This window comes from Methanobrevibacter sp. (assembly GCF_045603845.1).
Lineage (GTDB): Archaea > Methanobacteriota > Methanobacteria > Methanobacteriales > Methanobacteriaceae > Methanocatella.
In genome coordinates, this window is record NZ_JAZUMY010000060.1 from 12,529 (window position 1) to 27,477 (window position 14,949).

General features: G+C 36.1%; 21 protein-coding genes. 17 read left to right on the forward strand and 4 right to left on the reverse strand.

Annotation, left to right across the window (positions count from 1 at the left end; genetic code table 11):
- Positions 1 to 134: 134 nt before the first annotated feature.
- Entirely contained in the window at positions 135 to 2,054 is a 1,920-nt protein-coding gene (locus ACKI2W_RS05195) for an IGHMBP2 family helicase (protein ID WP_407379926.1), read from the reverse strand.
- 51 nt (positions 2,055 to 2,105) lie between these two features.
- Between ACKI2W_RS05195 and ACKI2W_RS05200 the strand changes: the two genes are divergently transcribed.
- Positions 2,106 to 2,846 carry a succinylglutamate desuccinylase/aspartoacylase family protein gene (locus ACKI2W_RS05200; RefSeq protein ID WP_407379928.1) on the forward strand — a complete coding sequence of 247 codons (741 nt, stop codon included), beginning with the start codon at positions 2,106 to 2,108 and terminating at the stop codon, positions 2,844 to 2,846.
- A gap of 98 nt (positions 2,847 to 2,944) precedes the next feature.
- Positions 2,945 to 3,643 carry a metal-dependent hydrolase gene (locus tag ACKI2W_RS05205; protein WP_407379930.1) on the forward strand — a complete coding sequence of 233 codons (699 nt, stop codon included), beginning with the start codon at positions 2,945 to 2,947 and terminating at the stop codon, positions 3,641 to 3,643.
- On the opposite strand, the gene ACKI2W_RS05210 is transcribed toward ACKI2W_RS05205, so the two are convergent.
- From ACKI2W_RS05210 to ACKI2W_RS05220, 3 genes are all read right to left on the reverse strand, one after another.
- Positions 3,636 to 4,601 carry an arsenic resistance protein gene (locus ACKI2W_RS05210; RefSeq protein WP_407379932.1) on the reverse strand — a complete coding sequence of 322 codons (966 nt, stop codon included), beginning with the start codon at positions 4,599 to 4,601 and terminating at the stop codon, positions 3,636 to 3,638. The two genes, ACKI2W_RS05205 and ACKI2W_RS05210, sit on opposite strands and share 8 nt — an antisense overlap.
- A 56-nt stretch (positions 4,602 to 4,657) precedes the next feature.
- Positions 4,658 to 4,984, reverse strand: a complete 327-nt coding sequence (locus tag ACKI2W_RS05215) for a hypothetical protein (RefSeq protein WP_407379934.1) — start codon at positions 4,982 to 4,984, stop codon at positions 4,658 to 4,660.
- Positions 4,985 to 5,337: 353 nt separating this feature from the next.
- Positions 5,338 to 5,553: a hypothetical protein gene (locus ACKI2W_RS05220; RefSeq protein WP_407379936.1), complete on the reverse strand. Its 216-nt coding sequence runs from the start codon at positions 5,551 to 5,553 to the stop codon at positions 5,338 to 5,340.
- Positions 5,554 to 5,955: 402 nt separating this feature from the next.
- Between ACKI2W_RS05220 and ACKI2W_RS05225 the strand changes: the two genes are divergently transcribed.
- Genes ACKI2W_RS05225 through ACKI2W_RS05295 form a run of 15 tightly spaced genes read left to right on the forward strand, consistent with a single transcriptional unit; the run spans position 5,956 to position 14,898 of the window.
- Positions 5,956 to 6,270 carry a Na+/H+ antiporter subunit E gene (locus tag ACKI2W_RS05225; protein ID WP_292799097.1) on the forward strand — a complete coding sequence of 105 codons (315 nt, stop codon included), beginning with the start codon at positions 5,956 to 5,958 and terminating at the stop codon, positions 6,268 to 6,270.
- A gap of 55 nt (positions 6,271 to 6,325) precedes the next feature.
- On the forward strand, positions 6,326 to 6,589 hold the full coding sequence (locus tag ACKI2W_RS05230) for a hypothetical protein (protein WP_407379938.1): 264 nt from the start codon (positions 6,326 to 6,328) through the stop codon (positions 6,587 to 6,589).
- Complete coding sequence (locus ACKI2W_RS05235) at positions 6,589 to 7,014, forward strand: cation:proton antiporter (RefSeq protein ID WP_407379940.1); 426 nt, start codon at positions 6,589 to 6,591, stop codon at positions 7,012 to 7,014. Before ACKI2W_RS05230 ends, ACKI2W_RS05235 begins: the two co-directional genes overlap by 1 nt.
- Positions 7,015 to 7,017: 3 nt before the next feature.
- A complete protein-coding gene (locus ACKI2W_RS05240; protein WP_407379942.1) occupies positions 7,018 to 7,251 on the forward strand; it encodes a DUF4040 domain-containing protein in 234 nt (77 codons plus the stop codon).
- A complete protein-coding gene (locus tag ACKI2W_RS05245; RefSeq protein WP_407379944.1) occupies positions 7,251 to 7,637 on the forward strand; it encodes a cation:proton antiporter subunit C in 387 nt (128 codons plus the stop codon). Before ACKI2W_RS05240 ends, ACKI2W_RS05245 begins: the two co-directional genes overlap by 1 nt.
- Entirely contained in the window at positions 7,630 to 9,087 is a 1,458-nt protein-coding gene (gene ehbF, locus ACKI2W_RS05250) for an energy conserving hydrogenase EhbF (protein WP_407379946.1), read from the forward strand. Before ACKI2W_RS05245 ends, ehbF begins: the two co-directional genes overlap by 8 nt.
- Positions 9,084 to 9,419, forward strand: coding sequence for a hydrogenase (locus ACKI2W_RS05255; RefSeq protein WP_407379948.1), 336 nt, complete (start codon positions 9,084 to 9,086; stop codon positions 9,417 to 9,419). Before ehbF ends, ACKI2W_RS05255 begins: the two co-directional genes overlap by 4 nt.
- Positions 9,412 to 9,687: an EhbH gene (locus tag ACKI2W_RS05260; protein WP_407379950.1), complete on the forward strand. Its 276-nt coding sequence runs from the start codon at positions 9,412 to 9,414 to the stop codon at positions 9,685 to 9,687. Before ACKI2W_RS05255 ends, ACKI2W_RS05260 begins: the two co-directional genes overlap by 8 nt.
- Positions 9,684 to 10,154: an MnhB domain-containing protein gene (locus ACKI2W_RS05265; protein ID WP_407379952.1), complete on the forward strand. Its 471-nt coding sequence runs from the start codon at positions 9,684 to 9,686 to the stop codon at positions 10,152 to 10,154. Before ACKI2W_RS05260 ends, ACKI2W_RS05265 begins: the two co-directional genes overlap by 4 nt.
- Positions 10,151 to 10,402 (forward strand): energy-converting hydrogenase B subunit J, encoded by a 252-nt coding sequence (locus ACKI2W_RS05270; RefSeq protein ID WP_407379954.1) that lies wholly within the window; start codon positions 10,151 to 10,153, stop codon positions 10,400 to 10,402. Before ACKI2W_RS05265 ends, ACKI2W_RS05270 begins: the two co-directional genes overlap by 4 nt.
- A gap of 11 nt (positions 10,403 to 10,413) precedes the next feature.
- Positions 10,414 to 11,814 carry a 4Fe-4S binding protein gene (locus ACKI2W_RS05275; protein ID WP_407379956.1) on the forward strand — a complete coding sequence of 467 codons (1,401 nt, stop codon included), beginning with the start codon at positions 10,414 to 10,416 and terminating at the stop codon, positions 11,812 to 11,814.
- A complete protein-coding gene (locus ACKI2W_RS05280; protein ID WP_407379958.1) occupies positions 11,815 to 12,306 on the forward strand; it encodes a 4Fe-4S binding protein in 492 nt (163 codons plus the stop codon).
- A complete protein-coding gene (locus ACKI2W_RS05285; RefSeq protein ID WP_407379960.1) occupies positions 12,307 to 12,753 on the forward strand; it encodes an NADH-quinone oxidoreductase subunit B family protein in 447 nt (148 codons plus the stop codon).
- An 8-nt stretch (positions 12,754 to 12,761) separates the two neighbouring features.
- Positions 12,762 to 13,889 (forward strand): nickel-dependent hydrogenase large subunit, encoded by a 1,128-nt coding sequence (locus ACKI2W_RS05290; protein WP_407379962.1) that lies wholly within the window; start codon positions 12,762 to 12,764, stop codon positions 13,887 to 13,889.
- Between the two features lie 4 nt (positions 13,890 to 13,893).
- Positions 13,894 to 14,898, forward strand: a complete 1,005-nt coding sequence (locus ACKI2W_RS05295) for a respiratory chain complex I subunit 1 family protein (protein WP_407379964.1) — start codon at positions 13,894 to 13,896, stop codon at positions 14,896 to 14,898.
- The last annotated feature ends 51 nt before the right edge of the window (positions 14,899 to 14,949 follow it).

A 14,949-nucleotide genomic window follows, 5' to 3' on the forward strand; every position in this document is an offset into this window, starting at 1 on the left:
GAGGTTGAAAAGTTATATGGGCTTTTGAAAAATTAACACCCAATTAAGAGGAGAGTTTGAAAGTGTTTTGTGAGTTCACCTTTCGGACTCTATTAATTACTTTGAATCTTATCATATATAAAGTTTAGGCATACCTAAATTATGACCCTCAAGTTCTTCGCATCGACAAAATCAATCAAACGTTCATAGGTTGCATTGGATTTAAGGGTTTCGCTGTTTCCTATTATTATCAGCTTTCTTTTGGCACGGGTTATTGCAACATTGAGCCTTCTTAAATCCTTTAAAAATCCAATCTGCCCATATTCATTGCTTCTAACGGTTGAAATGATGATGATCTCTTTTTCACGGCCCTGGAAACCGTCAACAGTCTTGACTTCAATATCGGTCTTTTCGGATATTAACTTTACCTGGTCCGCATATGGGCTGATTATTCCTATGTCTTTTTCATCAATTCCTGATTTGATGTAATCCTTGGCAACTTTGAGGGCAATTCTTGCTTCAATATGATTTACAATGGATTTTGAATCTTTAAGATGCTTTTCATGATTTTTCTCCAAGTCGCATGTGTCGATAAAGAGTATCGCATCATCATCCTCAACATCCGAAATGTCCTTTAGTGTAATTTCATTGACGCTGGAATCGCTTTTCAGGTTGTTGTTGTAGAATTCATGGTTTGGAAACTCCATCAGCGTCTTGTTCATGCGGTACTGAACATTCAGCAGCTGTGACTTGTGTGGATATTTCTCAATCAGCGATTCAAACAGCGTGTCCTGCAAATCACTGGCTCTATCGCTGATGATTGTTGGAGGAAGCTGCTTGTGGTCTCCCGCAAGTATGAATCTTCGGGCCTTGGCTATTGGAATCAGAACGCTTGGAATAGTGGCCTGTGATGCTTCATCTACTATAACAACATCGAATTTGGTATCTTTTATGCTGTCAAGCGCCGCAGATGAATTGGTGGACAGAATTACGTCACTGTTTTCAATAATGTCTTTAATCATCTTGTTTTCCACTCTTTTGATTTCATCATGCAGCTCATCGATTTCAAGGTTGTAATCAAGCCAGTTTGCCATGGACTTCATTTTCTCGGCACTTATTCCACGCCCTCCCTTTCCCTTGGAGGCATGATACAGTATGTCATGGTCGCTGAATCCACGTCTGTATTGCGGCGTCGGTTTTGTGAAGCTGCTTCTTTTTTCTATCAGCTTATCGATTTTTTTGTGGATTCTTTTGATTTTATCGTTTAGGGAGTGCTTTTCAACTTTATATGCTAAAGTGTAGGTGATATTGTCTTTAGACACTCTTTGCGGATGACCTAATCTTGTTATCTTCAGTTTTTTGTTTAAAACAAGCCTTTCGACAATATTGTCAACTGCAGCATTGCTTTCAGCTGTTGTGAGGACTTTCCTGTGCTGTCTTACTTCCTGGGATATCAGTTCAACCAGTGTCCTTGTTTTACCCGTTCCGAAAGGACCATGAATCAGGAAGAAGTTTTGGGTGGTTAAACAGTTTTTCACAGCTAATTTTTGTGATTCATTGAGATGCTGGTCGATATAGTCGATATAAACATTATCTCTGTTTGGCTGGGGATCCCTTTTATTCAGAGAATATTCAAGGGCATTTTTACCTCTCAGGCTCAAATGCTTCAGATTGTCTTCCATTCGTCTGAAAGTAATGTCGTTTGCATACAAGTCAAGTCGTACCTTTTTTTTCAAGGCCCATTTTGGAACCCTTCCGTCAAAGGCGGCTTTAACAAATCTTGCCCCTTTTTCAGTGACGGTACCTGTCAGGTCGCTTCTCAACGGATTAGCAGTACTTACCAGAATCATGTCTCCTACGCCGATTTCGGTATCTATGATTTCCGGCCTTCCGAACTGCACAATGTTCAGGCCCAGTTCCTTTCCAAGATATTTGCCTTTAACCTTATTGATGGCTCTTCCAAGTTCCTCTCTTTTTTGACCGGACATCTTTTCTATTTCAGAAACCATCAGTTCTATTTCGGCTTCACGCTCATAATTGACAAGTTTAATTAATTTTTTAATATATTTTTTCAATTTCATCCCTAAGTAAAAATGTTAAATAAGACTTTGATTTAATTAATAAATATGGATTTCGATAGGCTGGATAATTTTGAAAATGTGGAAATGAGTTATGTTTCTTTTCTCTCAAGAGGATACATCTCCAAAAACAAGCATATTTTTGAAAGAATTAAATTGACAGATTTTTCCAGGTTCGTTTTATATTCCTGCATTTACGGTACGCCTATCTTTAAAATCGGTGATTGCGGAAAAAGTATTCTTATTTTATCTGGAATCCATGGAAACGAATTGCCTGCGCAGCTGGCCAATCTGACTTTAATGAATGAGCTGATTGGGGCGGATGTAAATAACACTATTTATTTTATCCCTTTTGCCAGTCCAAATTCCACAATGAAAAATGAAAGGACATTCAATTCACTGGATTTAAATAGAGCGGCACATATCACTAATTCCTTAAGCAATCAGATTGTTCGCTCCATTGAAGAGCTGAAAATTGATTTTGTCGGTGATTTTCACTCAACCGCATATAACAGCAATCCAGGATGTGAATCGGTTTTTTCATCAAAAAATCCGTCTCCTGAAAGCTTTTTGGTGGCAAAACACATCTCCCGTGAGGTCGGAAGTGAAATAATCACTTATGATATTGCAGGCTCACAGTATAAGGGTGCAGTTGAAGACGTGTGCAATCTGAGAGGAACTCCTGCTGTTACATGTGAAGTATTATCTCCATTCGCTTCTATTGGAAAAGGGAGCTTTGAAAAGTCTTTAGAGCAGATGAAAAGTTTTTTAGCTTATTTTGGATTTTGACAATACTGTTCAAATGCTCGGATAAACTAGATATATTTATATTTATTTAAATTATTAATGTAAATCCATTTTAGGATTTTTGTAAGTAAGGTGATAACGTGTCTTCTTATAAGGGTCATTCTCTATTTGCATTAATATTGGTATTGATGTTTACTTTTAATCCTCTGATAATTGCTTTGGCCGTTATTGGTGCAAACATTCCGGATTTCGATCATAAATTCCGGAAAGAGAATGTTTATAAGATGATTATTTTAGGCTTGTTGGTGTTCATATCATTATATATCCTAAAATTGCCTTATTTTATAGGACTGATAATAGTATTTCTCGGTGTAACCTTTTATTTTTCCGAACACAGAAGTTTTACCCATTCTATCCCTGGAACTGTAATATTGGCTTCTGCTGTTTCTTTAATATTGATATGGGGCTGGGAACTAATAATTAATGTAACTATCCTTCCGAATAACTACTTGATTGCAATACTGATAGCCCTTTTAAGCTTTCTATTCCTAAATAAAAGGTTACTTCCTATTTTCATTCCGTTATTTTTCATTTCTGTAGTGTTTTTACAGGCATTTGAAATAACTTACATTCAAATAGTTCTTGCATTGTTTTTGGGATTGTTATCTCATGTTGTTTTGGATGCAACGACTCCTGCAGGCGTCAAGCTGTTTGCTCCACTTTCTTCAAAAAAGTATTATAAGAACTTTGCAATAGGTGCAATATTTATTTTAATAATTTTAGCATTGATTTGCAGGATTCCGATGCTATTTTCATTGTTTGAAAGCTTCATTAGTTGATTCTGCATGTAAAAAACAGTCCTGAATTTTTAATCATCAAAGCAAATCTTGAAACGAGATATAAAACAGGCAGCTCTATCAGAGGCCCGATTACAAGCGCGATGGCTATCAGCTCATGGCCTGGAAATGAATTTATTGCAATCGCCAGTGCTAACGGCGAATTTCGTGCCAGAGTGGTCATTGTAAGGCTTGCATATTCCTTATATGTAAAATTAATCTTTTCGGATAATAATAAATCTATAATCATGTTTGCTGCGAAAAATGCAATCAGCGGGATGAATATTGTCAAAACAGAATCCAGATTTTCAAACAGTAAATTCCCGTTGCTGTTGAATATTGAAAAAACAGCCAATGCTAAAAATACAATTTGATAATCGCTGAATAATCCTGCCACCTTTTCTTTCAAGTCATTTTTCAGGATAATTTTGGTTATCTGCGCTAATGCAAACGGTATTACAATCACTATCAGCAGGGAATATCCAAGATCAATGTAATTCATGGAATTGTTGCTTGAGAAAAATATTATTAAATATATTGGAAGCAGGACAATCTGCAGTATCAGGTTTATCGGAAGCAATGAAATACTTAAATTCAGGTCTCCTTTGGCCATTTTAGTAAACACAAGATACCAGTCAGTACATGGGGTCAATATCAGCATGAAAAACCCGATAAATATATCGATATGTCCGTTTAAAAATATGTCGCCTAATAAATAGCCGAATAGCGGTGTCCATATGAAATTAATGATGAGGCTTGTGGATGTGAATTTGATATTTTTGAAGCTTTTCTTCAGGTCTTTAAGAGGAACCTCTAAAAATAATCCGTATAACATCAGGCAAAGGAACAGGTTTATTAGATTTCCAGTATTTTCCGCTAAAAAATCGATATTGCTTAGGATTAATCCAATAATTATTGCAAATATTAAAATAACAGGTTCCAGTTTTTCTATCAAATCCATTCCATCACCTTTAGGTGTGACTAAATTTGTTGGTGATGGTATATATTAATTTTTAATTATTGTTTGCCTCTAATTACAAAGCATGGTTGTACAATTTTTTTGAAATGCTTCTGCAATTCATCCCAGTATTCTGACATTTCTTCAAGTTCTTTTTGTGAAGGATCCTCTTCAAATATCCTTAAATCGAGTATGATTTCATTTTCATCAACATATATTTCATCAAAAAATTCATTTTTGAACTTGGATTTAATTTCCTCATTTTTGCCTATTGACTTAAGTTTGATGTCAGGGTTTTCAAGGCCCAAATAAAATTCGACTATCTTTTTTTCAGGTATTGCATTTTTCATTGTATCTATCATTTGTTTCATCAATTCATCTGTCATTTTATCATTTCCTTTTTGTTTGCTCTTATTTTATTATTTATCGTATTTAAATTAGTATGTTTACCTTTTCAGACAATATAACCTCTTTAAATCAATATTGACTTCATGTTGTAATTTTTTTTAAATATGATTTCTCAAAACAGGATATATTGGTGATGTAATAATGACATTTGATAGATTATGATTGGCCATGGGTGGTTAGGTAATGGTTGAACGATGGGGATAAGCGAAAATATCTGTATGAAAATTAAAATTATATTATGTTTTAAATGGATTAAAATAATATTTGGGTAGTCTGATTTGGTTAGGTAATTATTAATATTTTTCAAAATAAAAAAAGAAAAAATAATGGCTTATTGAGCCATTTGATATGCATCATATGCTGCATAGATATCATATGCTAAGCTTATTAACCATACAACCCAATGTTTAAAGATAAAACCTGCAATAGCTCCGATAATCAATGCGACTACGAAAAAGATAATACCTTTTTTAATGTCTCCTGCAACAGCTTGTCCTAATCCAGGAATGAAAAAGGATAGAATTGCAGCAAGGATAGCATTTACCATCTAATCACCTCATTTATTCAATTATTTAATTTTTTTACTTTAATTGTTTATAAATCTTTCGTAAAAATCATTAACACGGTTCATATTTATTATTCGTGCTTATTAAAACGAATTAATGGATTTTCATATTTGTCAATTTGTCATGATAATTTTTTCATTTATTTTTTCATCCATTTTCATCAAATCCTTTTTTAAATTAGATATTATAAAATCTATCTTTCTTAAATTTAATTTTAGAAAGTTTCATATGATTAAATTTATTTTTTCAATTTTTCATTGCCCATGTTATAAATTTTTTTTATCAAAAGCATACATTTATAATAAATAATCATGATAAATAATAATGTATGTTTATATAGTCAAGTTTTTGACTTTAAATTTAATTGAAATGGAGCTTGTTTAATGTTTTTGACTAGAATTGGTTATGGAATTATTTATTTCTTAGACCTTATTTATGAAATTATTAAATCAACCGTTGACGTTGTTTTTAATAAGATTATGAGAAGAGATATTAATCCTGTAGTTATAGATGTTGAAACAGTATTGAAAAGACCTGTTTCCCAAACAATTTTAGCAAATAGTATTTCTTTAACTCCAGGAACTTTATCTGTAGATTTAGATTCTGAAAATCAAATTATTAAAGTAGCTGCTATTTCTCCAAGAAGTAAAGAGGATATAATTCCTTTTGAAAAGTATATTAAGAAAATGTTAGAGTAGATTTGATTTGTTAAATAACTTTTCTTTTTATTTAAATTAATCGAGTGGGATAGTAATGGACATATTGATTATTTCAAAATATATTTTAATCATTGCATTCATGATAATGATGATTGCAGCTCTAAGGGCAAGCGCATACAAAACCACTTCAATGGGATTGCTTGGAAGTTCCGTTGTAGTTGTAGCTTTTGCTATGGCATTGCTTGCTTGCGGAGACTTGTATAATCTCACTTTTTATAGGGATATATCATTAGCTTTAATATTCTTTGGATTTGTAGGTACTGTTGCTTTTGCTGTTGTTGCGGGGGGCGATAAGTGATGATTGTTGAGTATATACAGTCAGCCCTTTTGTTAATTGCAGCATTTTTAGTAATCGTATCTGCTGTAGGCCTTTTAAGCCTTTCCAAAGACATGAAAAATGTTGTTTATGGTAGAATTCATATTGTAGGTATATTTGATATTGCCTGCGTAATAGCGATGATTGGGCTAGGCCAGTATTTGCTTGCGGCAATATACTTCATTATAGCACCGTTTACAGCTCATGCCATAGCTAATGCATTCTATAAAGGTGAGGATGTTGTTAATAATGCTGAATTAGGTGAAGTTGAAGAGGAATCAGATGATTCAAATCCGTTTATTGTACATAAATCTAAAGTTCAGGAACTGGAAAATGAGAATTCCGAAAAGCTTAAAACGGATGATCGCTTTACAATTTCAACCTTGGATATTGTTGAGGAGGACTAAAAGATGTTGGATATAATATTGATGATTATAATTATCGTAAGTGCAGTCCTTGCTCTAATTCAAAAGGATTTATTAAAGGCAGCAATATTGACCGGATTTTCCGGAGGGGCCCTTGCAGTATTGTTCCAGATTTTGCTTGCTCCGGATGTTGCATTAACTCAGGCTATTGTTGGTGCGGCAATCGTGCCGGTATTTATCGCATTGGCTGTTAAAAAGACTCAAAGGGGTGATGCATAATGGCTCAAACTCAATTGGCAGTATTGTTTACATCAATTGCTCTGGTTATCATTGGTCTTTATGCCGCAATCTTTGTAGATAATATTATCAAGAAAATAATCGGTATCAGCTTTATAGAAGAGGGAGCCAATTTGTTCATTGTAGGAATTGGTTATAAGGCTGACGGTATAGTTCCAATCCTATTGCCTGATATGGATCCGACCTGGTTTGCATCAAACGCATCATATCCGCTTCCATACGGTCTGGTACTTACCAGTATCGTAATTGGAGCTTCCACACTGGCAGTCATGCTTGCTTTAGTGATGGTTTTATACAGAAAGTATGGTACTTTAAGCACCAGTGTAATGCTGGCTGACACATCAAAACAGGAGGAATACAATGAATGAATTAATTCCATTGATGGTTATTGTTCCTATGATGGCGGCTTTGCTTATCAGTGCTTTTTCAAAATTCGATAAAGTTATCAAGATATTGGCTTTTGTTGTAGCTATCTGTCTGCCGATCATTCCATTGGCATCAAATTATGGTTTGCATTACTTTGGAGGATATCAGCCGATTGTGGATAATGTCACAAACATTGTTTATCACCCGGCGATTACATATTCATTCAGCTTCCTGCAGCAGATATTCATTGCAGTAATAGGAATATTGACATTTTTAGTAGTATTTATCTATTTAACTAAATACAGAAAGGTCTCAGGACCATATCTCTTCCTGTTATTCATGGGTACGGCTTCAGTAACCGCATTGATATTGACTGACGATATTTTCCATATGTTTGTGTTCTTTGAAATATTGGCACTTGCACAGGTGGGTATCGTGGCTGCTTCATCAATCGATTACAGTTATGAAATGGCCTTGAAATATATGATTTTAGGTTCAATCGGAAGTCCGATAATGCTTTTGGGAATCGGATTCCTTCTGGCAATGACAGGTACTGTTAACGTAACAGATATTGTAGCCATTGTCCGTGGAGGCCTTTTGAATGTTACTTCTCCTGTATTCCTGTTGTCACTGGCTTTAATATTCTTCGGATGGTTATACGCTTCAGGTTTACCTCCGTTCCATACAATCAAATCAGGAATATACAGTAAAGCGGAGCCTCACGGAGCGGCTTTACTCCAGTCATTTACGGTTATTTCAATGATTTCAATTGTAATCATAATGTTTAGAATATACTCAGTTCTTCCGATATTTGAAGTGCTCATAGTGCTGTTCTCAGTAATTGCAATGATTTTAGGAGTATCTCTTGCTTTGACCCAGACAGACTTCAGACGTATGATCGGATTTTTAGCTGTCGGAGAGCTAGGTTTCATAGGATTGGGTATAGGTCTTGGAACTCAGTTTGCAATAACTGCAGGTCTGTTCCAGGCTTTAAACGAAATCGTTATCACAGCATTGCTGTTCATTGGATTTGGAGCTATTGTAAATGCCACTAATGAAGTGGATACACGTAAGTTAGGCGGTCTTCTGGCATATCACCCTAAAGTTGGAATTATGCTTCTGATTGGCGGTTTGGCCATGGCCGGTGTACCTCCATTAAGTGGTTTCCAGTCAAAATTAATGCTTGTTCAGGCTTCTTTAAGTTGTGGTTATCCCGAATTGTCCATTTTAACTATTATGGTCAGTATTGCAACCTTTGTAGTATTTGTAAAAACATTCTACTCTATGTTTTTAAGACCAAAACCACACGATTTGGAAGTTGTCGACAAGGATGTTCCAAGAGCAATGGTATTTGCGATGTTAATCCTGTTAATTATAATCATTGGATTCGGTTTATTCCCGGATATTGTAACTAACGGAATTTCCAGTTATGTAGGGGGCATGTTACAGTGAGAATTTACGATCAAATATTTAATGTTGTAAAAAAATTCAAGGAATTATTCTCTCCAGGTCCTGTAACTAATGCGGATGTTTCAGGAAGCATTACTGCAGAAATATTTATCATTGTTTCAATAGTGATTGCTGCTTTACTGCTTAGACATGTAAGTCTTTTGCTTGCAGGTTTGGTCACTTTCATTCTTGCAATTGTATTAATCAGCAATATACCTCTAATTCCTAAGTTCAAGATTGAACAGGAAGATTCTTTGGAAAAAATGTTATTCTATGCTATTGTTGTTTTAGGACTGATAGTTGTATTCTTATATTGGGGTGGTAACCTTGTCTAATACAGTCAGAAATTTATTTGCCGCAGTAATGACTGCAATAGTGTCAGTTACCCTGCTCGATGCGGTTTATCATTTAAGCAGCATGATTACTCCTGGTGTAAGTAATATTTATAATGCTTTAGGAACTCAAATAGCGCCGAATATGGTGACTGCAGTCATTTTTGATTTCAGAGGATATGATACATTAGGAGAATCAATCATATTGCTGACTGCAGGACTTGTAGTATTGCTTGTATTCGGCAGAGGAAGATTGGGGGGTAAACAATGAGTCAGATTCTTAAATTAATATCTTTACCGATTTCAATCTTATTGATTTGTTTGGGTATAATGACTATTCTTGGAGGTCACATAACTCCTGGTGGAGGTTTCCAGGGTGGGGCAATGATTGCTTCTGGTGTCATATTGTCTATTCTGGTTTACGGACTGGGCAATTCTCCATTGGAATTTTCACATACCTACATCGACATATTTGAATCCATAGGAGCATTGGGATATATCGTTTTAGGTTTGGTCGGATTGTTTGCAGGAGGATTTTTCCTCTACAACGTCGGAGCAGACATTTTCAATATCGTTCCGGCATCAATTCAGACAATATTCCATTATCCTGACACTACAAATGCAGGTATTATTCCTTACCTGAATATTTTTGTAGGTTTAAAAGTATTTGTGGGATTAAGTGCTATTGTAATTGCATTTGCAGGATTTAAGAAATTAGTTGAGGAGGAAGGAGAATGATATCTATAGGACCAGTAATCTTCGGATTGATTTTGGGTATAATTATCGGATCCCAGATCAGGACAGGAAATATCACTGACACGTCATTTAAGGCTTCCTCATACGTGATTATTATTATAGCCGGATTAATAATGGCATGGCAACTGGGAGAATTCCCATTTTATGATTATTTCCCATTGTCAACTGCATTTGCTTCAGCTTTAATAGGTGTTCTGTTGTCTAAATTCATATTTGCAAGGAGTAGCTAAGGGGTGTTAAAATGTTTTTATCAACTAATACATGTGATGGAAAAGGAGAGTGTATTAAGCAATGTCCTACAAAAGCAATCCGTCTGATTAATGGAAAGGCTTTTAGCTGTCTTACTTGCGGAATTTGTTATGAAAACTGTCCTAATGATGCTATTTTCATCAATAGCTATGGAGGATATGTCATAGACAGGGCAAAATGTAACGGCTGTGGAATATGTATGTACAACTGTCCTACAAACAACATTCACATTGAAGACGGTATAGTTTACGGATTATGTTCACGCTGCGGTGTTTGCAGTGAAGTCTGTCCTTCAAGAATCGACGGAAGCGAATTCACTCGCGAAAAGCAGATTAATTTCATAGAATCAATGAATATTCTTATTCCTAAATATGATAACCTTCCTCAAAAGCCGGATAAGGTCAAGGAAGTTACCAGAGGATACTTCGGTACTGACTTCGACAAATGTATATTCTGTGGAAGATGTTATCAGTACTGTCCTTCCAGTGCAATAGAGGTTGTTCGGGACAGGTCTGACGGAATATGCAGTGAATGCAGGCTGTGTAGTGACGTATGTCCAAACGGCTCTATGAACAAGAATCAGATTATCAACAGTTCAACATGTACGCTTTGTCTTAATTGTATGAAATCATGTCCTAATAATGCAATATCAATGGATGATTTCAAATTGGTTGTAAATAAGATTAACCAAAAGGCAAACGGCCATATCGTTTCATGTCTTAACTGCGGATTGTGTTCCGACTTATGCGAAAACGGATCACTTGTTAAAGATGATTCCAGATTGAGATATGACCCGACTAAAGATGTGGATTCAACTCACGGTGTGGCAATCAGCCACTGTCCTGTTAAAATACTGCATGAAGACGATGAAATGTTCATCTATGATGAGTTTGATGAGGTTGAACTCCCGGCACTTGCAGGATTTTGTGTAAGTTGCGGAAAATGTGTTCAGGTCTGTGACGTAGTCAATGCCAGAGGATATAATGTTGCAAGCTGGGACGGAAGCGTTTCTGATGACTGTATTTCCTGCGGAATATGCTGTGAAGTATGTCAGGAAGATGCAATCACGTTAAACAGAGGCACGATTTCAGTAGACCTTGAAAAATGTATATTATGTGAAAACTGTGCCGTTCACTGTCCGGTCAATGCAATTCCTAGAACAACAATGTATAAGGCTGAAATTTGCGGCGGATTCAATTTAATCGACCAAAAATTATGTATGCATTGCGGTTTATGTCATAAAGTCTGTCCATATGAGGCAATTGATGAAGTTAATGGTGAGTTTATAGTAAATGAGGAAAAATGCGAATATTGTGGAGCATGTAAAAATAGCTGTCCTGCCAATGCATTTATCTTCGAGAGAAACTTTAAAGATTCAATAGAGGGTATTTAAATGAGAAGTATGCTAAGAGTAGCTTTGGAAGGAGCTTTCACTAACTTTAAAAGAATCTTTTTCGCTGCAGACAGAGTAACTGATATGGAATTGAGAAAACAGATTTCCACTTTGTCTGTTGAAGTGGATGACAGGGTAGATGAATCTGCCTGTATCGGTTGTGCAGGTTGCGCCAATGTTTGTCCAACAAATGCTATAGAGATGAAAAATCTTGCATCCCCGGTTAAAATAACTGATGACTGGGTTAAAAGTCAAGTACCTGAAATTAATCTTGAGAAGTGTATAGTCTGCTATTACTGTCATGATTTCTGTCCGGTATTTTCACTTTACGGACAAAAAGGAACTATTCATCCGAGCTGCGTTGGAGATCAGGAAGTTAACGTTAATGAATTAATCAAACAGCCAGTCAAGATTTCAGAAGATAAGCTTAAGGTAATTGCAACTTATCTTTCAGATAAAACTGTGTTAAAAAATAGAGAGGATGGTGAATAAATGAGTATTAAATCTTTTTCAAGAGCAAGAGCAATACATGTCATGCTGGTTTATACTGGAGGATGTAATGGCTGCGATATTGAAATTGTAAATTCAATATTGTCTCCGAGATTTGATGCTGAGCAGTATAAGGTTTTCCTGACCTGGAATCCTCGTGAAGCCGATGTATTGGTTGTAACGGGACCGGTTACTCATTTGAACAGAAAACCTTTGGAAGCCATTTATGAAGCTATCCCTGATCCTAAACTGGTTGTAGCTGCTGGAAGTTGTGCACTGATGGGTGGAGTATATAAAAACATTCATGGGGATATTCCGTCCGAGGAAATAGAAGGGCCGGTTGAAAACATCATACCTGTTGCCGCCAAGATACCTGGCTGTGCAGTAAGGCCTCAAGATGTTTTAGCCGGAGTTGTGTCATTGTTACCAACATTATTAGATGCGGATTAGGTGATTAAATGGAGGAAAAAGTACCAAGAAGTAATATTATCGAAACAGAAATTCCAATGGGTACGGTTCACCCTGCTGCATTGGAACCTTATAGAGTAAGGCTTTTCGTTGAGGACGAAATCGTTCAAGAAGCTGAAATAACAATTGGTGTTAACCATAGGGGAATTGAACGTATTATGGAAGGATTGCCAGTTGAAAAAGCAAATTCATTAACTGAGAAGATTTGCGGAATTTGCTCAAACGCACATATATGGAAATCATGCAGAACCGCAGAAATAGGTCTCGGTATCGAAATACCTGAAAGGGCCCGTTATATTCGTGTAATCATGAGTGAACTTGCACGTTTGCATTCACATTTCCTTTATTTGGCACACGGCTGTGAAACTGTAGCTCATGAAACATTTTCAATGAGAGTATTCTACTTGAGGGAAATTGTCATGGAACTTCTTGCAATGATTGGAGGAAACAGGGTTCAGTATGGCTGTTCCGTGCTCGGTGGAGTAAGGCCAAGATGTGATTTGGATGAAGCTAAACTGCAAAGGCTTAAGGATGATTTGGATAAAATCGAAGAAGGATTAACAGATTTTGCTCAAAGATTTCTGGCAGATTCAATATTAATATCAAGAATTACTAATGTGGGAGTATTGCCTGCCGAACAGGCCATCAGATTGGCTGTTACAGGACCGTCTTTAAGGGCAACAGGCGTTGCAAGGGATTTGAGAACTACAATGTTCGAATATGATGACTTTGACTTCAATGTCGTTACACAGCCTGACGGTGATGTAAAATCAAACTTTTTAATGAGGGTTTTGGAATCTTTTGAAGCTATTAAAATTATTCGTCAGGCTATTGCTAATATCCCTGAAGGAAAAGTGGTTAACAGGGACTGGGAAATGTTTGACACGGATTTCATTGAAAGTTATATTGAAGTTCCAAGAGGAACCCTTTATCATTCATATGCATTGGAAAGCGGAAGAGTAAGACATTGTGTAATAAGGACTCCGTCAATGGCAAATATTGGTGCAATGCAATATGCATGTATCGGGGACCATATTACTGATGCACAGCTGTGTATTGTACAGTGTGACCCATGTTTCACATGTACCGACAGGGCAATTGAAATTATAAGGAGATAGAATCATGTTTGAAATAAACTTTATTACAATAAATTCAATTTTAGCAGTAATAGTAACGGTTATCGTCTGTTTTATAATTTCCACGTTATTGCCGGGAATTGAAAGAAAATATGTTCACGCAAGAATTCAGCAAAGAATAGGGCCTCCGGTAACAAGTCCTGGAATCATGGCTCCAATCAAGTTTCTATTCAAGGAAAATATAAAGCCATCTTCTCCGGTGCCTGGATTGTATAAGGCATTGCCTGTAATATGTTTTTTGGTTGTATTGTTCATATTCATTGCTTTAACTCCTTATGCATATGCGATTCCTGCTCTTGCGAGTTTGGTTGCGATTGTTGGTCTTTTGAAAGTTGAAGAAATCTGTTATGTGTTGATGGGTTCTTTATCCAAATCAATAATGTCTGTTAGGATGCCTTTCCCTGACAGGGTAAAAGGCGCAGCACATTTGAATACGACCCGTTCATTCATTGAAGATATTAGTGCCAGAAGATCCTTAAGAATGATTACTTACGGTTCATTCCCATTGTATTTGGCATTGTTTGCTCCTGTAACACAGGCCAGAAGCATTTTCCTTCAGGATATCGTTGCATATCAGCAGGCTCACGGACCATTCCTGTTCACTGTTGCCGGTGGAGTTGCGGCTATCGTATTTTTCATCGGTTATATGATTGTATTGAATGAATATCCGTTTTCAATCATAAAAGCTAAATGTGATGTTATTGAAGGGCCATATATGGAATATGCATCAAAATACAGGTCAATTGTTTTTGTTACAAGAGGATTTCTGATGTTAACCTTAGGCGTTTTATTCTCAGTGCTTTTCATTGGAATTCCGCCGACAGTATTTTCTCCAACAATATTGATTAACATTGTCGTTGTTTTGGTGTTTGTATTGATGATGGGAATATTTTCAGCATTCACTCCTGTATTCACTAATAGGCAGCTCCTGCCAACGATACTTGGAGCAACATTGCTTGGAATACTGGCTATTGTGCTTGGATTATTATGAGGTGATTATTTTGAAATTTGTTATGAGACCATATCATATAGTAAGTCTTGG